Source organism: Synechococcus sp. CC9605 (genome assembly GCF_000012625.1).
Classification (GTDB): Bacteria; Cyanobacteriota; Cyanobacteriia; order PCC-6307; family Cyanobiaceae; genus Parasynechococcus.
The window spans coordinates 1,798,261-1,817,368 of sequence record NC_007516.1 but is presented as its reverse complement, the minus strand read 5'-3'; the positions used below and the strand labels follow the sequence as shown (position 1 = coordinate 1,817,368).

The following is a 19,108-nucleotide window of genomic DNA, read 5'->3' as shown; positions in this document are numbered from 1 at the left end:
ATTAAAGCCTTCTATTTACGTTGCAAGAATTCTGACGCCGAGCGCTAGAAAAAGAATACCGCTGCAAAAAGATAATTTTTTGTAGCTTAGATGGTTCCTCAAGAGTTTTCCTGACGAAACAGCTGCAATAACGAGCAAGAAATTGGCTGCAACTGCTCCAGTAAAAATGCTTGAGGCAGAAATGTTCGGACCTGCCGCTAGCGCTAATAGGGCTAGCTGAGTGCGATCCCCGAATTCGGCCAAGAAGGTTGTTGTAAATGAGTTGCGAATGACAATTTCGGCCCCTTGGTCTCTCACATCACACATTAATTTATCCGATGTTAATTTTGCGTCAATCTCAGGATTTGAATGGCATTGATAGACCTGACTCAGAGCTAATGCTCCAAATGCTAAAAATGTAATACCGGATACAAATTTGACTGTTTCTGTTGAAACTAATGTATTTAGCCATGCACCCATCCCGATCCAAAGGCCCGCTCCGACTGTGAGTGCAGACACGCTTCCAATAAAAACCCAACGAGCTTTGTGGCGTGCTGCTAAAGCAAGAGCGGTTAAAAATGATTTATCTCCGATGCCTGCCAGGGCTACGGTCGCAAAAGCAGTCGTAAACCCAGCCATATGTACTTTTCATATATTTTAAAACTAAGCGGATTTGCTTGAAGGCAGCAGGTTGGTCAGGAACCCTGAATATTTTGAGATCTGAGTATTTGCCGCGCTTTCCAGCTTAGGCGCTGCCCTGGCCGTGTAACTTTTTCAAATTCAAGTCCCATGCGCCTGAAGCCGACGGCTCCATCGTCTAGTTGTTCCAGTGATGGGAGTCGTTTGAGCTCCAGCAGCAAGCAAATTTCATGACTTGTCAGCTCGATTGCCGTCGATCGAAGTAGGTCAAGGACTTGAATTCTCTCTCTTAGTAACCGTAGCCTTGAATACTTTTTGAACTCCTCGTCTACACTTCCACCACCCTGATTGTTCGTCACCATCAACTCATTGTTGGGAGTGGATGGTTCGACGGTGACCACTTCGGCAACCAAGGGCTCTTTGGGATCGCTTCTGCCCAGGTGTTGATAGATGAGGCCAGTTTCCTCCTGTTTGATCCAGGTCCTCATTCCTTTTCGAACGGGCTGAATCCCCAACTCCCGGATCACCAGAAGAAGATCAACTCGTGATAGTCCTAGTGATTCCTCCAGACTCCCCAGGCTGACCACAGCTTGCTGTTCCATGTCAGTGCCTAATCAGAAACCTTTTAACACGCGTTTTGAGTTTTGCCTCTTGCGTGTTTGTGCCTGAAAAAAAGGTCTGAACCCTTATGGGTTCAGATCCGCTGCGATTGGAATGGCTTTTTAGCCCTGCTCTTTCCCCCTCAGACAGCCACCGGTTGCTCGATGATGCCGGTCGGCACCTCAGCGAACATCACCGAGGAGAGGTAACGCTCGGCCAGGTCGGGCAGCACCACCACAATGGTTTTGCCGGCGTACTCATCTTTCTCGGCCAGACGAATGGCGGCGGCGGCGGCAGCACCGCAGGAGATGCCCACCAACAGGCCTTCCTCCTGTGCCAGGCGCAGGGCCATGGCAACGGACTCCTCGTTGGTCACCTGCTCCACCTTGTCGACCACGGAGAGGTCGAGGTTTTTGGGGATGAAGCCGGCACCGATGCCCTGAATCTTGTGGGGACCGGGCTTGACGGCCTCACCGTTCATGGTCTGGGTGATCACCGGGCTATTGGTGGGTTCAACGGCCACGGATTCGATCGCCTTGCCCGCTTCATTTTTGATGTAACGGGAGACGCCGGTGATGGTGCCACCGGTGCCGACGCCGGCCACGAGCACGTCAATGGCGCCATCGCAGTCGTTCCAGATTTCAGGACCGGTGGTCTTGAAGTGGATTTCGGGGTTGGCGGGATTGTCGAACTGGCCAGGCATGAAGTACTTGGCCGGATCGCTCTCAGAGATTTCTTTGGCCTTGGCGATCGCACCGGGCATGCCTTTGGCGGCCTCGGTGAGGATCAGCTCAGCTCCGAGCACGGCCATGACCCGACGTCGCTCGATCGACATCGACTCGGGCATCGTCAGGATCAGCTTGTAACCTCGGGCTGCGGCGGTGAAGGCCAAAGCGATGCCGGTGTTGCCGGAGGTGGGCTCAACAATCACCTTGCCCTTGGTGAGCTTTCCGCTCTTCTCGGCGTCCCAGATCATGTTGGCGCCGATCCGGCACTTGACGCTGTAGGCGGGGTTGCGCCCCTCAACCTTGGCCAGCACAGTGGCCTTGCAGTTTTTGGTGACGTTGTTCAGCTTGACCAGCGGGGTGTTGCCGATGGCCTGGCTGTTGTCGTCGTAAATGCGGGACATGGAGCTGCTGTAGAGGGGCCCGAAGAAAACAAACTAATGATCGAAAGCCTCTACTCACCCAGTTGTTAAGGGCTTTTTCAGAGTCTCACCGGACTCTTGGTCAGCAAACGCTTGCTCAAACCGCATCCACAGCGTCTCGGGGTCTTCCCGGCCGACGGACACACGGAGCAGATCAGCCGGCACACCGCATTGTTCCGCCCAGCTCAGTTCGTCGTAGTGGGCCAGCTGGGTGTAAGGGCACACCAGGCTGAAATCGGTGCCAAGACTGGGGCCTTTGCTGATCCGAAGCGCGTCGTAAACCCGCTTGGAATGCTCTTGGCCTCCCTTCAGTTCAAAGGAGAGGAGGCAGCCGTGGCCAGCTCCGCTGCGCATCAAGGCGCGGAAGTTAGGGCAGCTCTTCGGATGCAGCACCCGCTGCACGGCCGGATGCTCTTCGAGCCGTTCCGCCAGAAGCAGGGCGTTTGCATCGAGTTGCGGCACCCGCTGGAGCACATCCCGGCTGGCGATCTCCAGGGCGATGGCATCGGCATCACTGAGGTGGGCGATGGCTGGAACCGCCGCCAGCAGGGAGGCCACCCAGGGCGACTGCGGACTCACCAGCACACTGCCCGCCATCACATCACCTCGGCCAGCGAAGCTTTTGGTGAGTGAGGTGAAGATCAGATCGGCGTAGGGCAGGGCATTGAGGTTGATGCCGGTGCCGATCGTGTCATCGGCAATCACTGGAATGCCGCGGCTGCGGGCCAGGGCCGAGACGCCGGGCAGATCCATGCAGCGCAGCAGTGGATTGCTGGGCAGCTCCACAATCACGGCCGCCGGTTGGAGCTGATCCAGGGCCACTTCCACCTCGGCAAGGCTCTGCGGTTGTAACAGCTCGCCACCGTGAAACACCACCTGCGGCTGCTTCAGCACATCCACATAGGGAAAGCCCAGCTGAAGCGTGGGCTTGCCGGGCCGCAGCGTCTGGATGGATCTGAGTGCCGCATGCAGCCCGGCCATTCCCGCTGGATGCAGGCTGATCTGCTGGGCGTCGACGCCATGGATGCCAGCCAGGCGCTTTCGAATCACATCGCGGGCGGCGTCGCCGGATGAGCTGCTGGGGGCCGTCTCCTTCCCTAAGGCGATGGCGGCCTGGCGGGAGGAGAGGCCCAGGCCGGTGTGCTGCCAGAACGCTTTGGCATGGGGGCTCGCCGCTGCATCACTGCGCAGGCAGGTCACCCCGGCAATGGCGATCAGCTCCGAGAGGCTCTCCGGTGCCTTGCGTTGGCAGTGGGCCAGGGCTGCCTGGGCTGCCGCTTCGGTGGGGTAGGGCCAGACCGTGGTGCCTTCAAGCTCCGAAGGCTGAACCAGTTGTCGGATCAGCGGATGCAGGCCGAAGCGGGGATAGATCGTCTGCAGGGCATCGCGGCAGGCCGGATCCTTTTCCTCGTAGGCGATCACATCGCACCAGCGCGGCAGCGCCACAGACACCGCATGGGGGGAGTCCGGAAGGGGATGGCCGAGATCAGAGCCCTGCCAGGCCGGATCGCTGAGCAGATTGCGAGGACTCACGCCAGCAGCTCCAGGGCCTGGTCCAGATCGGCCTGCAGATCGGCGAGGTCTTCGCAGCCCACCGAGAAGCGCACCAGGCCATCGTGGATGCCCAGTTTGGCCTTCACCTCAGCAGACACCGCGGCGTGGGTCATGGTGGCGGGGTGGCAGATCAGGCTTTCGATGCCGCCCAGGCTTTCGGCCATGGTGAACCAGCGCAGCTGTTTGCAGAGGGCATAGGTCTGCTCCTGGCTGGCGTTGAAGCTCACCGTCACGATGGCGCCACCGGCGCGCATCTGACGGGCTGCCACCTGATGCTGCGGGTGATCACTGCGGTGGGGGTAACGCACCCAGTTCACCTTGGCGTGCCCCGCCAGTTGATCGGCCAGGGCCGCGGCATTGGCCATCTGCTGCTTGAGCCGCAGTGGCAGGGTCTTGATGCCCCGCGTGATCAGCCAGCAATCAAAGGGTGAGGGCTGCAGGCCCAGGGCCTTCTGGGAGAACACCATTTTCTGGTGCCACTCGGGATCGTTGGTGCACACGGCTCCGCCGAGGGCATCGGAGTGGCCATTGATGTACTTGGTTGTGCTGGTGAGCGAGAGGGTGGCGCCCAGATCCAGGGGGCGCTGCACCAGGGCGGTGGCGAAGGTGTTGTCCACCACCACGGGGATGCCGAGGGGTTGGGTGATGGCACACACCGCCTCCAGGTCAATCACTTTAAGCAGAGGGTTGGTGGGGCTCTCCAGCCACACCATCGCCGGCTTCTGGGCTTGGATCTGCTCCAGTGCGGCCGGCTGAGTGAAGTCCACCCAAGCGGTTTCCAATCCGAACTTCGCGAACACCTGCTCGAACAGCCGCACGGTGCAGCCGTAGAGGTTCTCTTCGCAGAGCACCAGATCGCCCTGTTTCAGTTGGGACACCACGGCGGTAATGGCGCTGACGCCGGAGGCGAACACGGTGGCGTGGGCACAGACTTCAACCGAGGCGAGTACCCCACCAAGGATGCGGAAGTTGGGGTTGCCGGACCGGGTGTAATCAAATCCGCCGGCGTTGCCATGGGCAAAGGTGCTGGTGGGGAAGATCGGCGGCATCACGGTGCCGGTGTCTCCCGCAAAACTGTCGCCGTGGTGGATCACCCGGGTGTTCAGGCCTGTGTTCACGGACGATCCATCGGTTCGGACAGGCTAAGAAATCGCCTCTCCCATCCCAATAAAAAACCCCCGCTGTGTGGCGAGGGTTGATGACGATAGTTTGGATTGATCCGGTGGATCAGTCGAGATCAGGCATGCCGAGCACAGGCTCAGCCTTGCGGTCGATGCCTTTCTCGAAGCCAGCAGCAGCAGCGCGGGCGCGGCCGGCGTGCCAGAGGTGACCAACCAGGAAGAAGAAGGCAAGCACGAACTGCGTTGCACCCAGCCACTGGCGGAGGTTCACGTAGTTCACCGAGTTGGGCTCGGTGATAATGCCGCCCACGGAGTTGATCGAGGCGTTCGGAGCGTGGGTCATGTACTCAGCCGCACGGCGCACTTGCCAGGGCTGAATGTCGTTCTGCAGCTTGTCGAGGCTGAGGCCGTTGGGACCACGCAGGGGCTCAAGCCAGGGACCACGGAAGTCCCAGAAGCGCATGGTTTCACCCCCGAAGATGATTTCACCGGTAGGTGATCGCATCAAGTACTTACCAAGGCCGGTGGGGCCCATGGCGGAACCGATGTTGGCGCCGAGACGCTGGTCACGCACCAGGAAGGTGAAGCTCTGAGCCTGGGATGCCTCAGCGTTGGTGGGGCCCCAGAACTCGGAGGGATAGGCGGTGTTGTTGAACCAGATGTAGGCCGAAGCGATGAAGCTCATGAAGCTCAGAGCGCCAAGGCTGTAGCTCAGGTAGGCCTCACCGTTCCAGATGAAGGCGCGACGCACCCAACCGAAAGGCTTGGTGATGGCATGCCAGATGCCACCGAAAATCAGGGTCAGACCCAGCCAGATGTGGCCACCGATGATGTCCTCCATGGAGTTCACACCGATAATCCAGCCCTCGCCGCCGAAGGGAGCGCGGAACAGGTAGCCGAAGATCACGCCCGGATCGAGGGTCGGGTTAGTGATCATGCGGACGTCACCGCCGCCGGGGGCCCAGGTGTCGTAAACGCCGCCGAAGAACATGGCCTTGAAGACCAGCAGCAGGCAGCCGACGCCCAGGAGAATCAGGTGATAACCAATGATGTTGGTCATCTGGTTCTTGTCACGCCAGTCCTGGGAGAAGAAGGAGGAGTAGTTCTCCAGGATCTCAGGACCACGCAGGGCGTGATAGAGGCCGCCGAGGCCGAGCACGGCGGAGCTGATCAGGTGCAGAACACCGACCACGAAGAAGGGGAAGAGATCAGTGACTTCACCGCCGGGGCCCACGCCGTAGCCAAGGGTGGCGACGTGAGGCATGCAGATGAAGCCCTGTTCGTACATGGGCTTATCGAAGGTGAAGTGGCTCACCTCGAACAGCATCATTGCGCCGGCCCAGAACACCATCAGACCAGCGTGGGCCACGTGGGCACCAAGCAGACGGCCGGACAGGTTGATCAAGCGGGCGTTGCCGGACCACCAGGCATACCCAGTGGAGGGAAGGTCTTTGCCGCCAGTGGCGCCAAGACCGGGATTAGAGAGCGTTACCACGGGGCAGAACCTCTTCAGGGAAGACGAAGTTTTCGTGCGGCTGGTCAGCCGGTGCCATCCAGGCACGCAGACCTTCATTCAGAAGGATGTTCTTGGTGTAGAAGGTCTCGAATTCGGGATCTTCTGCAGCGCGGATTTCCTGGGACACGAAGTCATAGGCGCGCAGGTTGAGGGCCAGGCCAATGATGCCGATGGAGCTGGTCCATAGGCCCATCACAGGCACGAACAGCATGAAGAAGTGCAGCCAGCGCTTGTTGGAGAAGGCGATACCGAAGATCTGGCTCCAGAAGCGGTTGGCGGTGACCATGGAATAGGTCTCTTCTTCCTGAGTGGGCTCGAACGCCTTGAAGGTGTTGGCCTGCTCACCGTCCTCAAACAGGGTGTTTTCCACGGTGGCGCCGTGAATAGCACAGAGGAGTGCACCGCCGAGGATGCCGGCGACGCCCATCATGTGGAAGGGGTTCAGGGTCCAGTTGTGGAAGCCCTGAAGGAAGAGAAGGAAGCGGAAGATCGCAGCCACACCGAAGGAGGGCGCGAAGAACCAGCTGCTCTGGCCGAGGGGGTACATCAGGAAGACACTGACGAACACCGCAATCGGACCGGAGAAGGCGATGGCGTTGTAAGGGCGGATGCCGACCAGACGAGCGATCTCGAACTGACGGAGCATGAAGCCGATCAGTGCGAAGGCGCCGTGCAGAGCCACGAAGGCCCAGAGGCCGCCGAGCTGACACCAGCGAACGAAGTCGCCCTGAGCCTCAGGGCCCCAGAGCAGCAGCAGGCTGTGACCCATCGCATCAGCGGGGGTGGACACAGCAGCGGTCAGGAAGTTGCAACCTTCCAGGTACGACGAGGCAATGCCGTGGGTGTACCAGGAGGTGACAAAAGTGGTGCCTGTCAGCCAGCCACCGATGGCCAGGTAGGCCGTTGGGAGGAGAAGAATGCCGGACCAGCCGACAAAAACGAAGCGGTCGCGCTTGAGCCAGTCATCGAGGACGTCAAACCATCCCCGCTGTGGCGCGCGTCCTACAGCGATCGTCATGAGAGGTGAACGGTGCGGAAAGCCGCAGGCTGTGGGATACGCCGCGACCTTAACAATCTTCAAGCGACCTGCGGGGCTGATTTGTGTGAGCTGAAACCCCCTGTATCGCTCTGTTTCTTAGGGATTTTTTCCTATTTCGTCGTCGGGGCCTTTCTGCGGTCACAATGGCGCTTCGTTCTGGCTGGGTCATGTCCGCAGCAGTGCTCGAGCAACCTGTGCTCGGCTCCCGTCGTCTCTCGAACTTTCTGGTGGCTTCGGCCGTCACGATTGGGGGCGTGGGCTTTCTTCTGGCTTCGCTCTCGAGCTACCTCGGCCGCGACCTGGTTCCCATTGGGCACCCTGCAGCTCTGGTGTTCGTGCCCCAGGGACTGGTGATGGGCTTGTACAGCCTTGCTGCGGCGTTGCTGGCCACGTACCTCTGGTATGTGATTGCTGTGAATGTCGGTGGCGGCAGCAATCGCTTCGATAAAGATGCCGGCGTGGTGACCATTAGCCGTCGTGGTTTCCGCAAACCCGTTCTGGTGGAAATTCCGCTCAAAGACGTCAAGGCGGTGAAGGTGGAGGTGCGCGATGGCTTCAATGCGCGCCGCCGCGTCGCCCTGCGAATCCAGGGACGCCGTGACATGCCGCTCACCCGCGTTGGTGAACCGCTTCCTTTGGCCCAGTTGGAAAAGGACGGTGCTGAACTGGCCCGATTCCTGGGCGTCAACCTTGAGGGCCTCTGATCCGATGCGTCGTCTTCGTTCCTGGGCGCTGCTGCTGCTCATCCCTCTGTTGGTGAGTTGCAGCCCTTCCCCGCGCGCTTCGGTGGTGACCGGCTGTGCTGATGCTCAGGCGGCCTGCCTGCAGGGCCTGGCCACGGTCACCATGCAGACGAGCCAGGGCGAGTTTACGATTGAAGTGAATGGCGATTCCGCTCCCCTCACCTCCGGCAATTTCATCGATCTGGTGCGGCGCGGCACCTACGACGGAACCATGTTTCATCGCGTTGTTCGCGAGCCCGTTCCCTTTGTGGTGCAGGGGGGCGATCCGCAATCCAGTGATCGATCGGTTCCCTTGGGGCAGCTCGGCACCGGCAGTTTTGTGGATCCAGACAACGGCCAGGCGCGGATGATCCCGCTTGAGATCAAGTTCCGATCCGAGCCGCAGCCCCGCTACAGCAGGGTCATCACCAATCCGGCGGAACTTGATGGCCTGGAGTTGACCCACGAGCGTGGAGCGGTGGCCATGGCCCGCTCCCAGGCTCCTGATTCCGCTAGTGCCCAGTTCTATGTGGCCTTGCGTCCCTTGCCGGAACTCGACGGCCGATACGCCGTCTTCGGCCGTGTAGTCGATGGCATTGAGATGGTGGACGCGATCCAACAGGGAGATCGCATCGCCAAGGCGGTGTTAAAGGAGTGAACTCAGGCCGGCACCCGGCTCTGGCTGGGGGACACCTTGAGCATTTCGGTGTTCACGCCTGAGGCCCGCTCAAGGGCCACCTTGCCGGTTCGGGCGATTTCGAGAATGCCGAAGGGGGCCATCAACCGTTCGAGGGCCACAAGCTTTCCGGGATCACCCACCACTTCGAGGGTCAGGGCTTCATCAGCCACGTCCACCACCTTGGCCCTGAACACCTGAACGAGTTCGATCACGGCGCCCCGAGATGCTGCCGGTGCTGAAACTTTGAGCAGCATCAGCTCCCGCTCCACAGCCGGGCGCTGGGTCAGGTCGAGGACCTGAAGCACATTCACCAGTTTGTCCAGCTGTTTGGTCATCTGCTGGAGCGTCTGGTCATCGCCCTCCACCACCATGGTCAGGCGCGACTGCCCTTCGGCCTCTGCTGGGCCGACAGCCAGGCTGTCGATGTTGAAGCCGCGTCGGGCGAAGAGTCCTGCGATCCGGCTGAGTGCGCCGGACTCGTCTTCAACCACCACCGAAAGGGTGTGTTTCATCGCCGCTGGTCGTCCCCTGCCGGTCTGGTCCTCCCAAGTTACGGTCCAGCCAGGGCAACAACACAGCCAGGAAGCGATCAGGCGCTTCGTCATGGGGGCAGTGGCCGCAGCGATCCAGCACCTTCAGCTCGAGTGCTGTGTGGCTGGCGGCCACGGATTTCCCGACGGCCAGGGGCACAAACCGATCCTGACGGCCCCAGATCAGCAGCATCGGCACCCGCAGTTGTTCGAGCAGGGCTGGCGCGGTGGCGCCTCGGGGACGGTTACCCATGCCCAGGCTCATGCCCCGCAGGGCCCGGGCTGCTGTAGGGCGCCGGGCAGGACGGGCGATCAGCTGCAGTAGCTCCGGATCGGATTGGATCGACTTCCAGTAGGCCCCCTGAAGCCCGGCTTTGAGCAAGCCCGTGCGCGCGATCAAGGGCACCACAAGTTCAAGCGGAAGCACGTGCAGCACCAAGGCGAGCAGGCGCCGCTGCCAACGCCGCCGACAGGGCGCCCGCCGTTTCGGCAACGGTTGAATCAGGGCAGGGTCCGGCAGGGGCGCGGCGACCACCGCCCGCACCCGGTTCGGCGCCAGCACCGCCGCGGTGAGTGCGGTCAGGCCCCCCAGGGAATTGCCGATCACCACCGCTGGCCTTTGCACCACCTGATCGAGAAATGCGCACACCTGCAGGGCCCAGAGCCGGTTGTCCATCGGCCGCGCCGGCTGGGCGGATTGGCCGAAACCCAGCAGATCCAGGCTGTAGACCCGCCATCCCTGATCAGCCAGGCGCGGCGCGCAGTGGCGCCAGTGTCCGCTGGCGGCGCCGAAACCGTGCAACAGCAGCAGGGCAGGGCCTGCTTCAGGGCCGCTGACCCGCCAGTGGCAGGGCCAGCCCTTCCACTGCCAGGTGCTCTGGACCCCCCACTCGGCAGTCTGGACAACAGCAGGCGGCACCCTTCTGACCTCAACCGATCATCACTATCGCGAAGGTTTGGCTGAGCTAAGCCTTGGCCCAGGCTTTTTCAGGCCTGAGTCGCGTCCGGCCCGGGACCTTTCGGTGTTGCTGGCCCGTCACCAGAGCCGCCATGCCACGCGGCCCCTGCGCTGGCTGGATCTGATGGCCGGTTGCGGGATCAGGGCACTGCGCTGGGGGTTGGAGGCGCTGGCCAACACGGCCGTTGAAACGGAGCTCTGGATCAACGATGGGGATCCCGACCGGCTGCCGCTGATCCAGGCCAATCTGCAAAGGCTGGGGTGCTCAATGCGGTTCACGGCTGAGGCTGCAGACCTGCTGCTGCACCGCTCAATTGTTGAGCGCCACTGGTTCGATTTCATCGACCTTGATGCCTTTGGTGCTCCTGGGCCTCTGATTCAGCCGGCCCTTGAGGCTCTGCGCTTCGACGGCCTGTTGTTTCTGGCCTCCACGGATGGTCGCTCCCCCACCGGCCATGACCGGCCGGGCGCCATTCGCAGCCTCGGGGCTGCCGCTCGAGCCCATCCATCCAGCTGGGAAATGGCCCTGCGGCAGCAGATCGGGCTGGTGGCGCGGCAGGCCTGGATGCTGGGCCGCGGACTGCAGCCGCTGTTCAGCTTCAGTGAAGGCCGCACCTTTCGCCTCGCGCTGCGCCTGCGGCGCCAGATCCCCGCAGGCGATGAACAGAAGCTGGGGCTGGTGGCCCGTTGCGAATTCTGTGGTGCTCAAAGGGTGCAGCCCCTCCTCAAGCTCAGCGGCTGGCCCGCCTGTGATTGCGCGGCTGGTCAGGGGCGCTGGAGCATCAGCGGCCCGCTGTGGATTGGTCCCTTGCAAGAGCCACAGTTGTTGCAGCAGCTGATTGCCGAGGGTCAACAGCTGGGGCGTCAGCAGATCAGCCCCGCCACCCTTCGATTGATGCAGCGCCTGCAGGCGGATCCCGGCGATCGCCCCACGGTCTGGCCCACCGATGAGCTGGCCCGACGGCTGGGCAGCGGTGGACCACCAGCTCTGGGGCCATTGGTGCAGGCGCTCCAGGCGGCGGGTTATCGCGCCAGTGCCAGTGGCGTCATGCCGGGCCAGGTGCGAACTGATGCGGAATTACCGCAGCTGTTACAGATCTGCGCCAGCCTGCGGGGGGAAGGGATTTAAATTGGCAGGCGATCGCTTTGCCCAGACCATGGCTGCTGAGATTTTTGGAACTGCTGCGATCTTCTGGGTCTTGATTCCTGTCGGCCTCGCTGGTGGTGCTCTGCTGCTGAAGCTTCAAGGCGACGACTGAAGCAGTCGCTTTGCTACTGGGGCTATTAAGCTCCAGCCTTCGTGAGGAAGTCGCCGATGCAAGTGCTTGTGGTGGGTGGCACCGGCACCCTGGGACGACAGGTCGCCCGTCGTGCCCTTGACGCCGGCCACCAGGCTCGCTGCATGGTGCGTACCCCCCGCAAGGCTGCCTTTCTGCAGGAATGGGGTTGTGAGCTGACCCGGGGCGACCTGTTGGAGCCCGACAGCCTTGATTACGCCCTTGAGGGCATGGATGCCGTGATCGATGCATCCACCAGTCGCCCCAACGATCCTCGCAGCATCTACGAAACGGATTGGGACGGAAAGCTCAATCTGCTTCGTGCATGTGAGCGAGCAGGGGTGAAGCGTTTTGTTTTTCTCTCGCTGCTGGGTGCGCATCAGCACCGCGAGGTTCCCTTGATGGACATCAAGGCCTGCACCGAGAAGCTGCTGGAGTCGTCGGATTTCGACTACACCATCCTGCAAGGTGCCGCCTTCATGCAGGGGGTGATAAGTCAGTTCGCCATTCCGGTTCTGGAGAGCCAGACGGTGTGGGTCAGTGGCAGCCCCACGGCCATTGCCTACATGAACACCCAGGACATGGCCCGCTTTGCCGTCGCGGCACTCGAGCGGGAGGAAACCGTGTGTGGCACCTACCCCGTTGTTGGTCCCAAGGCCTGGAACACCGGCGAACTCGTGCAGCTCTGTGAACGCTGCAGTGGCAAGACAGCCCGTGTGTTTCGGGTGCAGCCTGTCCTGATGAACCTGATGCAGGGGGTGGCGTCCTTCTTTGAACCCGCCGTCAACGTGGCGGAGCGCTTGGCCTTTGCTGAGGTCACCGGCAGCGGTCAGACCCTGGATGCCCCTATGCAGAACAGCTATGCCGCCTTCGGCCTTGAGGCATCGGAGACCACGGACATGGAGGGCTACATCGGTGAGTACTACGACACGATCCTGAAGAGACTTCGCGAGATGGAAGCCGATCTTGACAAGGACGCGAAGAAAAAGCTGCCCTTCTGAACCTTGATCTCTCTTGGTTCTTTTGTACTATCGCCTCAATTGACCCTGTTCTGATGGCTGTCGCTCAGCTCAAAAATCTGCAGCGGCGTCTGCAGTTGTTGTCGGATGAGGCGGAACAAGGCCTCAACCGTGTCTGCGGCCATGAGCTGTGGAAGTCGGTGGGCCCCGATGCAGTTGATGGTATGGCCGACCCCGACCGACGGGCCGAGGCCAACTACTGGTATGGCCAGTGGAATGTGGTGCGTGAGCTGCAGGAGGCGATCGGCTGATGGCGGAATCGTGTTGTTCGTCTCCAGTGCCCCAGTCGCTGGATCAAACCCAAGCGGTGGAAGCCCGCTACGGGGCTGCGGCCCAAGAGCAGGAAGCCTGCCTTTGCACCCCGGTCGGCTTCGACCCTGCTCTGCTCAAAGTGATTCCGGATGCTGTCGTTGAGCGGGATTACGGCTGCGGTGATCCCACCCGCTGGGTGAAGCAGGGGGACCGGGTGCTCGACCTAGGCAGCGGCAGCGGCAAAAACGCCTTCATTTGCAGCCAAATTGTCGGTTCATCCGGCCGCGTGACCGGTGTGGACCGCAACGCCGACATGCTGGCCTTGTCGCGTGAAGCGATCCCGGTTGTTGCTTCAGCCGTGGGCTTCGACAACGTCCGTTTTGTTGATGGAGCCATCGAAGCCCTGGATGCCCCCACGGCCACGGGTGAACCCCTGATCGCTGACGGTTCGATTGATGTGGTGCTGAGCAACTGTGTGCTCAACCTGGTGAACCCGTCGGCGCGCGACAGGCTCCTGGCCAACATTCGCCGGGTCCTTGCCCCCGGTGGTCAGGTTGCCATCAGCGACATCGTTTGCGATCAGGTAGTGCCTCTGCGTTTGCAGCAGGACCCTGATCTCTGGAGCGGCTGCATCAGCGGCGCCTGGCAGGAGCAGGACTTCCTGGAAGCATTCGTAGCTCTTGGTTTTGAGCAGGTTTGCTACGCCGATCGCAGTGAGCAGCCCTGGCGTGTGGTGGAGGGCATTGAGTTCCGGGCGGTCACCCTCGTCGGTGCCCTCCCCTCCGAGGGCCAGCGCTCGAGCTGCTGCTGATTAGGCGGTTTAGCCGTTCCTGTTCAGCTGCCGTCACCGTACGCCAACTGCCGGGTTGAAGGCCCGTGAGGTCCAGCGGTGGGCCGTTGTCCATCAGATCGATGCAGCAACGCACCAGACGCAACGTCGGCAGGCCAACAGCCGCCGTCATCCGGCGCACCTGCCGGTTGCGCCCCTCGCTGAGGGACAGTTGCAACCAATTGGTGGGAATCGCAGCTCGAAAACGAATTTGAGGTGTTCGTTCGGGCAACTGCGGTAGGTCCTGGCCCTGAAGCCAGCGCGCTTTTGCTGGCAAGGTGCGGCGCCCCTGAACCACAACGCCATCGCAGAGCTGTTGCAGTTGTTCGGTGTTGGGAGTTCCTTCCACCTGCGCCCAGTAGCTGCGCCAGTGGCCAAAGCGAGGGTCGGTGAGGCGCTGTTGCAGTCGGCCGTTGCTGGTGAGGATCAGCAACCCTTCGCTGTCGGCATCGAGTCGCCCCGCGGCGTACACCTGGGGCACATCAACAAAGTCGCTCAGGCAACGCCAGCGGCTTCCCTCCTCCGACGTGAATTGACTCAAAACCCCGTAGGGCTTGTTCAGCAGCAGCGTCGTCAAGTCAGCTTGCGTTTTCGCGCATCCTCCACAGGTTGACCACGCCAATGGAGATCAACAGCAGGCCGAGATCCAGGCTCAACGGGGGGAGAATCACGGCTGGGGGATGTGTGTCGGCGTTGGAGCCTAAGGGCTGTGTTGTCTCTGCGGGGTGCAAGTGGCCTTCTAAACTGACTGCAGCAAGACAGAACTGGCCACCAGCGCATGATCGAAACCTCGGGCGTGATCGAGAAGGAACAGGGCAACGGGTTCTATCTGGTCACCCTCGAGCAGCCTGCTGGTCACCAATGCCTCTGCAGAGCGGCTGGAAAGCTCACCAAGTTCCGGATTAAGTTGCTCGCGGGTGACAAGGTGTTGGTGGAGATCAGCCCCTACGACCTCACCCGCGGCCGCATCACCTACCGCGAGCGCAATGCCGGTGCTCCCGGCGGTCGTCCCGGCGGCAACCGCCCCGGCGGCCCGCGCCGTCGCTGAGGGCTGCTGCTCTCAGGCTGCAGCCTGAAGGCAACCTTCAATCGCAGCTTTGAATTCACTGCGCTGCTTCACGCCGCGCCACTGCTTCACCATGGCTTTGTTGTGGAACAGCTGCACCGTGGGTGTTCCGTTCACACCGGCCTGTTCGGCGATCTCTTGATCGGCCTCGATGTCGATGACAACGGCCTGGGCTGATCCACCAAGCTCTTGAATCACCCGCTGCAGCTGGGGCTTCAGCACGTGGCAAGGGCCGCAGGTGGGTGAGGTGTAAATCACCAGCAGAGGCTTGGCGCTGTCGTGATAGAGCTTGCGCAGGGCAAAGCTTCCTTTCTGCCAAAGCCCCTGGGGGTCGTAGGTGGCTTCCGTGGTGACATCCACATTCACAGGACGTTCCGCCACTGCCGGCTCCACCTGCTCACGCTGCACCCGGGTGGCCAGGTTGTGGTGACTCAGCCAGCGCTCCGCTGCCAAGGCCGCCTTGCAGCCGTTGCCAGCTGCGGTGATGCCCTGTCTCCATTCGGCATCGGCCACATCGCCGGCTGCGAAGACGCCTTCCATGGACGTTTCCGGTCGTCCCGGTTGCGTTGTCAGGTAGCCCTTCTCGTTCAGATCGATTTGCCCCTGAAGCAGATCGGTGTTGGGGGTGTGGCCGATGGCATAGAAGAGCCCTTTAACGGCGATGGTGGATGAACTGCCCTCAATGCGATTGCGCAGGGTCATCGACTGCATCCAGTCGTCCCCGCTCACGTCGTCGATCTCGCTGTTCCAGTGCACCGTGATTAAGTCGTTGGCCAACACCCGATCAGCCATGGCGGCACTGGCGCGGAGTTTGTCGGAGCGCACCACCAGATGCACGTGGCTTCCGTACTTGGTGAGGTACACGGCTTCCTCGCAGGCGGAGTCGCCGCCGCCCACCACGGCGAGTTCCTCGTTGCGGAACTGCGGTGTGGCGCCGTCACAGATCGCGCAGGCGCTGATGCCTTTGCTCCAGAAGGTTTGCTCCGAGGGCAATTGGAGGCGATTAGCACTGGCGCCCGTGGCAATCACCAGGGCGTGGGTGCGGACGATCTGTCCTTCCACCTCAACGCGATAAGGCTTGGAGCTCAGATCAATGCTGTCGGCATCCGCTTCAAGCAGGTGAGTGCCCCACCGCACCGCCTGAGACTTCATCAGATCCATCAGGTCGGGCCCGAGCACACCGTCCGGGAAGCCAGGAAAATTCTCCACATGGGTGGTGGTCATCAGCTGGCCACCGGGAATGCCACCGCGTTGGAACCCAGTGACTAGAAGCGGTTGCAGGTTGGCCCGTGCGGCGTAGATGGCGGCTGTGTACCCGGCTGGCCCTGACCCAACGATGACCAGATTTTCGATGTGATCCGTACCGGCTTTACCCACCGCTTAAGCGAACTGACTATGAGTTAAATCTAAAGCCCTGCTGTAAGCCGACGTGAGCAATGGCTTGGAAGTGAATGAACGAGGTTTAAAAGAATTTAAGAAAAACTTCAGATTTGAACTTCTGAGTCGTTGGAGCTGGGGTCGTGAATCGGGCGCCGTTTGCTCGGGTTGCGCGGAGCCGCCAAAACATTGGCCTCAAGCATCTCTACGTTTTCGCCAATGCATGTGATCCATTCGCAGAATTCTTGCGTTATCGCATAACTGTCTTCATAGCGCTCTTCCATGTCCAGGACTGCGATGCGCGTGGATGCCCAGCCTGTTGCAACGACGATCCGGCGTTCCATTGCGGCGTCCATGGCTGTCTCCTCGATGTTGATCAGGTTGGCGGATCGGGGGTCCCTTTCGGCCTTCCATTCGCACAAATTCGCATTTTCCTCTGGCCAATGCTGTGCTCAGCGCTGCAAAAAAGTGGGCAATTCGGGCATTTTTAGACGAATTACAGCGCCGGCTCCGTCCTCCACCGCTTCCAGGGGAAGGCTCGGTCCGCGCCAGGCTCCAACCCCCGGCTGCTCGTCCTCGACTTCATGCTCCTGAGGCCGCAGCACGTAGGGCTCGGCCACCGACCATGACCTGGCGTAGTCCATCAGCAGCGGGTCTGCCGGAGCAAACACGTAGGAGGCTTCTCTTGGAATGGCTTCACGGGCGGCCAGTTCGGGCGTCATTCGCACAGCCCGGGTGATGCCCTGCACAAAACGGCTCCGGGTCACCACGGTGGTCAGATAGGCCACCACCCGCAGACGTGGCGCATCAAAGCCCTCCGCGCACATGTCGATGCTCACCAACCAATCGGCGTCACCGCTTTGGAAGGCGTTTAAGCGCTCCGTTGCTTGCGGGCTCTGGGAATGGATCAACTCCACCCGGTTGCCGTCGTCAATCAACACCCGGCTGATGGCTTCGGCATGGCTGATGTCGCGGGCGATCACAAGACCAGCAGCCTGCGGCTGTCGCTCACGCAACTTGTTCAGCTTCTGCTGGGCGCGCAGCAGCACCTGCTGACCAATGCTGCTGCTGTCGGCCAGGCGGATGGCGCGACGCAGGTTGCGCGCGCGCCAGCTTTCCCGTTGCTCAACCGAGAGGGGGGAAACGTCGCGGTCGGGGTGTCCTTCTCGGCTGTGTTCCACCCAGCCGTCCTGGAAACGGAACTCCAGGGGGCGCACATCCCCTGCAGCGATCAAGTCCCTGGGTTCAACGCAGAGATCCGGTCGGATCTGCTCAACCCAACCGCCGTCATCCAGACGCACCCGCATGCGCCGGGCGGCGCAGAACGCCAGGTTGTCGGCACGAAAGGGGGTACCCGTGAGCCCCAGTCGCAGCCGCACGCTGCCGGTCAGCTCCAGAAAGGTCTGCCCCCAGGCGGTGGCATCCGGTTCGTCAGGATCAACGCCGAGATGATGGGCTTCATCGGCGATCGCCATGCAGGCGCTCAGGCCCCATTGCTCGAGCCGTGCACCCAGAGCCTCGAGCTGGCGACCGGCCCCCTGATAAGTCACCAACAAGCCATCAGCGTCTTGGCTTTGCTCCGGCGGGCAGGACCACTCCTCCAGCTGCAAGCCAAGACGCGCTGCGGCGGATTTCCACTGGTTGAGGATTGAGGTTCGGTGGCAGAAGACCACGAAATGGTCCAGCCGGCCCTGATCGCGCATGGCGCGGAATCCCAGCATGGCCCCGAGGGTTTTGCCTGCCCCTGGGCCTGCAAACACCAGCAGGTCGCGGCTGCTGCCCTCCAGCTCGAGCCTGCGCCGCAGCAGCTGGATCAGCTGTTGCTGCCACTGCCTTGGTTGGACAGGGACTTGGCTGAGCTTGGTGTTGAGCGGTCCCGGGAGGTTGAAGCTGACGGCTGAGATATCACCTCTCGGGAAGATGAGTCTTTTTAACCATTCTTTTGTGCTGTGGCATCTCTACTGTCCGGCCATCAGCTCCATCGGGATCGGGTCCCGCCCATCGCCATGGCCCAACGTCGTTTTTTCAGCAGTCCCCTCGACCACCAGCGCGACCAACTCGATCTTTGCTGGCAACTCGACTGCGACATCGATCCGTTGATTCTTAGGGCCCGCGTCCTGCACCGCCGCGGCGAGGTGAACTGGGCCGTGGGCCTCGAACAGGAAGTGCTGCCGATCGTTTGAGCCGGCAGCATGCCTTGGATAAGCGCCCCTGCTTCAGAGCGCTTCGGCGTGGTTGACCACCAGGTGCTCCACCTCCTTCAAGGCCTCCTCTGAGGCGGAGCGAGCTGCTGTGAAATCCCCTTTGGCGCTGTCCAGCAGCTGCTGAGCGAGCCGATCGAGCAGCTCCTCCTTGTGCTCCTCCAGCATCGCCACGATCTCGGTTTCCACCAAGGTGCGCACCGCTTGAATGCGCAGGTCGTCGTTGTCGGCTTCCGCGAAGGTGCCCTGCACTAGTTCCTGGATGAACAGGCGGTGCACTTCGCTGCTGCGCAGGAAGCTTTCCGTGGCGTTGATCATCCCGTCCACCAGGGTGCGATCGGGTTCGCTCTCGCCATCGTTGAGCTTGAACTCCCAGTCGAGATGGCGTCGCTGCCAGCCGGCCGTGTGCAGGCTCGGCATCACGCTTTGCGAAAAGGTGTCGACGGAGATTTCATAAATCCGCTCCGCCAGCCGTTCACACCAGTCTTTGCCGTGCAACTGGAGGGTGGACTGCATGGTTTCCCGTTCAACGGCGTGGCCACCGTGGTGGCTGTGGCAGAGGCCGTCGGGACACTCGATTGCGCTGAGACCCATGGGGAGCAC

23 protein-coding genes are annotated in these 19,108 nt (G+C 61.4%); 9 read left to right on the top strand and 14 right to left on the bottom strand.

Annotation, left to right across the window (positions count from 1 at the left end; all coding sequences use genetic code 11):
- Positions 1 to 15: 15 nt before the first annotated feature.
- The 7 genes from SYNCC9605_RS14035 to psbD all read right to left on the bottom strand — a co-directional run bounded on the left by SYNCC9605_RS14035 (position 16) and on the right by psbD (position 7,574).
- Complete coding sequence (locus SYNCC9605_RS14035; protein ID WP_011364947.1) at positions 16 to 618, bottom strand: TMEM165/GDT1 family protein; 603 nt, start codon at positions 616 to 618, stop codon at positions 16 to 18.
- A 56-nt stretch (positions 619 to 674) separates the two neighbouring features.
- On the bottom strand, positions 675 to 1,220 hold the full coding sequence (locus SYNCC9605_RS09995; RefSeq protein WP_011364946.1) for a hypothetical protein: 546 nt from the start codon (positions 1,218 to 1,220) through the stop codon (positions 675 to 677).
- 140 nt (positions 1,221 to 1,360) lie between these two features.
- Positions 1,361 to 2,347: a cysteine synthase A gene (cysK, locus tag SYNCC9605_RS09990; protein WP_011364945.1), complete on the bottom strand. Its 987-nt coding sequence runs from the start codon at positions 2,345 to 2,347 to the stop codon at positions 1,361 to 1,363.
- 54 nt (positions 2,348 to 2,401) lie between these two features.
- Positions 2,402 to 3,898 (bottom strand): PLP-dependent transferase, encoded by a 1,497-nt coding sequence (locus SYNCC9605_RS09985; RefSeq protein ID WP_011364944.1) that lies wholly within the window; start codon positions 3,896 to 3,898, stop codon positions 2,402 to 2,404.
- Complete coding sequence (locus SYNCC9605_RS09980) at positions 3,895 to 5,037, bottom strand: trans-sulfuration enzyme family protein (protein WP_011364943.1); 1,143 nt, start codon at positions 5,035 to 5,037, stop codon at positions 3,895 to 3,897. The genes SYNCC9605_RS09985 and SYNCC9605_RS09980 overlap by 4 nt, the downstream gene beginning before the upstream one ends.
- Positions 5,038 to 5,146: 109 nt before the next feature.
- On the bottom strand, positions 5,147 to 6,535 hold the full coding sequence (gene psbC, locus SYNCC9605_RS09975) for a photosystem II reaction center protein CP43 (RefSeq protein ID WP_011364942.1): 1,389 nt from the start codon (positions 6,533 to 6,535) through the stop codon (positions 5,147 to 5,149).
- Positions 6,519 to 7,574: a photosystem II D2 protein (photosystem q(a) protein) gene (psbD, locus tag SYNCC9605_RS09970; protein WP_006851499.1), complete on the bottom strand. Its 1,056-nt coding sequence runs from the start codon at positions 7,572 to 7,574 to the stop codon at positions 6,519 to 6,521. The genes psbC and psbD overlap by 17 nt, the downstream gene beginning before the upstream one ends.
- A gap of 188 nt (positions 7,575 to 7,762) precedes the next feature.
- Between psbD and SYNCC9605_RS09965 the strand changes: the two genes are divergently transcribed.
- Positions 7,763 to 8,299: a photosystem I assembly protein Ycf4 gene (locus SYNCC9605_RS09965; protein ID WP_025362460.1), complete on the top strand. Its 537-nt coding sequence runs from the start codon at positions 7,763 to 7,765 to the stop codon at positions 8,297 to 8,299.
- Between the two features lie 4 nt (positions 8,300 to 8,303).
- Positions 8,304 to 8,975: a peptidylprolyl isomerase gene (locus SYNCC9605_RS09960; RefSeq protein WP_011364940.1), complete on the top strand. Its 672-nt coding sequence runs from the start codon at positions 8,304 to 8,306 to the stop codon at positions 8,973 to 8,975.
- A 2-nt stretch (positions 8,976 to 8,977) separates the two neighbouring features.
- Here the strand turns inward: SYNCC9605_RS09960 and ilvN are convergent, their stop codons facing one another.
- Together ilvN and SYNCC9605_RS09950 are read right to left on the bottom strand one after the other, a co-directional pair.
- Positions 8,978 to 9,508 (bottom strand): acetolactate synthase small subunit, encoded by a 531-nt coding sequence (ilvN, locus tag SYNCC9605_RS09955; RefSeq protein ID WP_011364939.1) that lies wholly within the window; start codon positions 9,506 to 9,508, stop codon positions 8,978 to 8,980.
- Entirely contained in the window at positions 9,480 to 10,445 is a 966-nt protein-coding gene (locus SYNCC9605_RS09950; RefSeq protein ID WP_011364938.1) for an alpha/beta fold hydrolase, read from the bottom strand. Before SYNCC9605_RS09950 ends, ilvN begins: the two co-directional genes overlap by 29 nt.
- A 37-nt stretch (positions 10,446 to 10,482) precedes the next feature.
- Here SYNCC9605_RS09950 and SYNCC9605_RS09945 point away from each other — a divergent pair, with 37 nt between their 5' ends.
- From SYNCC9605_RS09945 to SYNCC9605_RS09925, 5 genes are read left to right on the top strand one after another with little or no spacing between them, the layout of a single operon-like run.
- A complete protein-coding gene (locus SYNCC9605_RS09945; protein ID WP_011364937.1) occupies positions 10,483 to 11,613 on the top strand; it encodes a N2,N2-dimethylguanosine tRNA methyltransferase in 1,131 nt (376 codons plus the stop codon).
- A 28-nt stretch (positions 11,614 to 11,641) separates the two neighbouring features.
- Complete coding sequence (gene petM, locus SYNCC9605_RS09940; protein ID WP_011364936.1) at positions 11,642 to 11,743, top strand: cytochrome b6-f complex subunit PetM; 102 nt, start codon at positions 11,642 to 11,644, stop codon at positions 11,741 to 11,743.
- Between the two features lie 56 nt (positions 11,744 to 11,799).
- Positions 11,800 to 12,762 carry an NAD(P)H-binding protein gene (locus SYNCC9605_RS09935; RefSeq protein ID WP_011364935.1) on the top strand — a complete coding sequence of 321 codons (963 nt, stop codon included), beginning with the start codon at positions 11,800 to 11,802 and terminating at the stop codon, positions 12,760 to 12,762.
- Positions 12,763 to 12,815: 53 nt separating this feature from the next.
- Complete coding sequence (locus SYNCC9605_RS09930; protein ID WP_011364934.1) at positions 12,816 to 13,031, top strand: hypothetical protein; 216 nt, start codon at positions 12,816 to 12,818, stop codon at positions 13,029 to 13,031.
- Positions 13,031 to 13,843: a methyltransferase domain-containing protein gene (locus tag SYNCC9605_RS09925; protein WP_011364933.1), complete on the top strand. Its 813-nt coding sequence runs from the start codon at positions 13,031 to 13,033 to the stop codon at positions 13,841 to 13,843. Before SYNCC9605_RS09930 ends, SYNCC9605_RS09925 begins: the two co-directional genes overlap by 1 nt.
- Here the strand turns inward: SYNCC9605_RS09925 and SYNCC9605_RS09920 are convergent.
- Positions 13,791 to 14,438 (bottom strand): pseudouridine synthase, encoded by a 648-nt coding sequence (locus tag SYNCC9605_RS09920; protein WP_041435083.1) that lies wholly within the window; start codon positions 14,436 to 14,438, stop codon positions 13,791 to 13,793. The two genes, SYNCC9605_RS09925 and SYNCC9605_RS09920, sit on opposite strands and share 53 nt — an antisense overlap.
- A 201-nt stretch (positions 14,439 to 14,639) precedes the next feature.
- On the opposite strand from SYNCC9605_RS09920, the gene infA reads away from it, so the two are divergent.
- Positions 14,640 to 14,909, top strand: coding sequence for a translation initiation factor IF-1 (gene infA / locus SYNCC9605_RS09915; RefSeq protein WP_006041809.1), 270 nt, complete (start codon positions 14,640 to 14,642; stop codon positions 14,907 to 14,909).
- Between the two features lie 12 nt (positions 14,910 to 14,921).
- Here infA and trxB read toward each other — a convergent pair whose 3' ends face one another.
- The 3 genes from trxB to SYNCC9605_RS09900 form a co-directional block, all read right to left on the bottom strand.
- On the bottom strand, positions 14,922 to 16,304 hold the full coding sequence (gene trxB, locus SYNCC9605_RS09910; protein ID WP_011364931.1) for a thioredoxin-disulfide reductase: 1,383 nt from the start codon (positions 16,302 to 16,304) through the stop codon (positions 14,922 to 14,924).
- 107 nt (positions 16,305 to 16,411) lie between these two features.
- Complete coding sequence (locus tag SYNCC9605_RS09905) at positions 16,412 to 16,660, bottom strand: hypothetical protein (RefSeq protein WP_041435758.1); 249 nt, start codon at positions 16,658 to 16,660, stop codon at positions 16,412 to 16,414.
- Between the two features lie 96 nt (positions 16,661 to 16,756).
- Positions 16,757 to 18,112, bottom strand: coding sequence for a DEAD/DEAH box helicase (locus SYNCC9605_RS09900; RefSeq protein WP_041435080.1), 1,356 nt, complete (start codon positions 18,110 to 18,112; stop codon positions 16,757 to 16,759).
- A gap of 198 nt (positions 18,113 to 18,310) precedes the next feature.
- On the opposite strand from SYNCC9605_RS09900, the gene SYNCC9605_RS15230 reads away from it, so the two are divergent.
- Positions 18,311 to 18,487 carry a hypothetical protein gene (locus SYNCC9605_RS15230; RefSeq protein ID WP_011364928.1) on the top strand — a complete coding sequence of 59 codons (177 nt, stop codon included), beginning with the start codon at positions 18,311 to 18,313 and terminating at the stop codon, positions 18,485 to 18,487.
- A gap of 33 nt (positions 18,488 to 18,520) precedes the next feature.
- Here the strand turns inward: SYNCC9605_RS15230 and SYNCC9605_RS09895 are convergent, their stop codons facing one another.
- Entirely contained in the window at positions 18,521 to 19,099 is a 579-nt protein-coding gene (locus SYNCC9605_RS09895; RefSeq protein WP_011364927.1) for a hypothetical protein, read from the bottom strand.
- Positions 19,100 to 19,108 lie beyond the last annotated feature (9 nt).